This window comes from Psychrobacter sp. AOP31-B2-9 (assembly GCF_052378005.1).
In the GTDB taxonomy this organism is placed as follows: Bacteria; Pseudomonadota; Gammaproteobacteria; order Pseudomonadales; family Moraxellaceae; genus Psychrobacter.
Genome location: NZ_JBQSXG010000238.1, coordinates 1 through 2,308 on the forward strand (window position 1 = coordinate 1; position 2,308 = coordinate 2,308).

At 42.1% G+C, this 2,308-nt stretch carries 1 protein-coding gene; it reads left to right on the forward strand.

Features of this window, described 5'->3' with window-relative positions; all coding sequences use genetic code 11:
- On the forward strand, positions 1 to 2,257 hold a 2,257-nt coding region (locus ACT3SX_RS14795), incomplete at its 5' end, for a MobA/MobL family protein (RefSeq protein ID WP_444761818.1).
- Positions 2,258 to 2,308 lie beyond the last annotated feature (51 nt).

Below are 2,308 nucleotides of genomic sequence, written 5' to 3' on the forward strand. Positions count from 1 at the left end.
GGGCAAAAAACCAAACTACGAGGCGCTCTTTATGACCATGGTGCATTTCGATACTAAAGCAATTTCTCGAAAGGCAGGACAATCAGCGGTGGCGTGTGCAGCTTATCGTGCTGGAGATATTTTGGAGGATGTTAAGTATGGAAAAATCCATGACTATTCAAGAAAGCGTGGAGTAATGAGTGCCGATATCGTTCTACCACTTTCATTGAAGGCGTTAGGTGTGAGTGTAGACAGAGAAATGGTTTGGAATTTGGCTGAGGCAGCAGAAAATCGATCGGATAGTCGAGTAGCGCGTGAGTGGTTGATTAATCTGCCTTATGAGTTGTCTGAGAAAGAACGCCATACGCTAGCACTAGAATTCGCTCAAAAGCTTGCTGATGACATGGATGTGATTGCGGATGTGTGTATTCATCGTCCGGTGATGAAGTTGCCATTTGATCCTGATGCTAAGCCTAGCTCGAAACGCTTACGCGAAGGGGAGAAAAACCCTGATCCGCGTAACTTTCATGCCCATATTTTAGTGACCACTCGAGCGCCTACCCTTGGTCCTAATAAAACCTTGGCATTTGACCCAAAGCTCAAAATCCCTTTTGAGTGGTCGAATAAAAAACGTTTGGCGCACGATCTGCCCTCGTCAATGAAAGAAATCAAACGTATTCGTAAGATGTGGGTAGATACCGCTAATGTGATTTTGGCAGAGAAGAACCTACCCCTAATGGATGCTCGCAGCTATAAAGATCAGGAGTTAGACCAGCAACCGACGATTAAGATGGGCGTTGAAGCAACCGCCATGGAACGCCTAGGTATCACTACAGAGAAAGGTAATATCAATCGGGCCATCATTGCACGCAACAAAATGGTAGCTGAGAAAAACCATCAACAAGGAGTAGAACATGAGCAACGAACGACCTCCCTTAGACGCGGACTTGCTTGGACAACTCAGACAAACACAAGATTACCAATCTTCATTGGAGATACAAAACAGCGAGCTGACAGCACGCAACGACGAATTATCGACACAACATCAGGAATTACTTGGGCAACTGAGCGCTGCCAAAAAATACCAAACGGCATTAACACAGTTAATAACAGAATCAAATCAGCAGACGACGGCATTAAATGGGCAACTGACCACACTGAAAGCCTCCCAAAGCTTATTAGAGACACAGAACAGCGCATTAAAGACACAGAACCAAACCTTGAGTGGGCAGCTAAAAAATGTGAAAACCTACCAAAGCGAGCTGCTCACTCAAAACAATGGGTTACTGCAAACGCAAAAAGAGCTGGAAGAAGCGAACATATTGCTGCGGAAATCAATCAAGGCATTACAGAGCGAGCAAAACCAGCCCCAAGCCCTTTCGACAACGAATACGAAAGAGCCTTTCATGAGCGAAAAAGACAAATTGATCAAAAAACTAGAGACGCAGCTCGACACGCTAGTGAAGCAGAACAAAATATTAGAAGAATCAAAGCTGATACGTTAGACAAGAAAAAGGGTCTAGCTTACCGACTGCTCATGCGCAATCACGACAGTAAAAGATTACGTAAAGGACATAACGACAAATCGGAACATTACCCAGAGAAGTTTGATTATCGACAAATCGCCATACTTAATAAATTTGCTGACTCCCTAAGTATTCATACGATCGATAAAGAGTATCTAGAAAAACACGAGCTAGTCGTTGATATGCTTAGCCTTGAGGTCATGCAAAACAACCTAGCTGCTATAAATATATTAGTAGATAACCAAAAAGAAAGATCCCACCACCAAACCGTTACAGCAGACTTTTATGATTTTATCGATAAGGTAGACAAACAAAGAGCTGAACAGGTACAACATTATCAAACAAGATTAGGTAGAAATGATACTAGCAGAGTGACTGCAACGATAATGACAGCTCAACCTTATCTAGTTGCACTGACTAAATATGCAAATAATAGTGAAAAAACAGATGAGAACAGAGCATTAGCAGAACAACATATCAATCGGACTATTAGATTGACAGCTAAGCAATACGAGGTTGCTTACAAAGGACTGGATACTTTAATGAACCATGATAGCGTCCAGAAGCACGTTAGAGAGCTTGGAGACAGTTTAGGTAGATTTACTACTGATTACGCTGAGAAGTTATCTGGCGATGATTTAAGACGTGTTAATGATGGCTTAAAAGCCATTGATACAGGAATAGAGATTAGTAATACAAGTCAGAGGGTAGTTACACAGAATTCAGCGCAACCGACTTATTATAGTGTTTAACAAGTAATCTACAGTTTCGTCAAGCATGAACCGATGTAAACGTTAAATAAC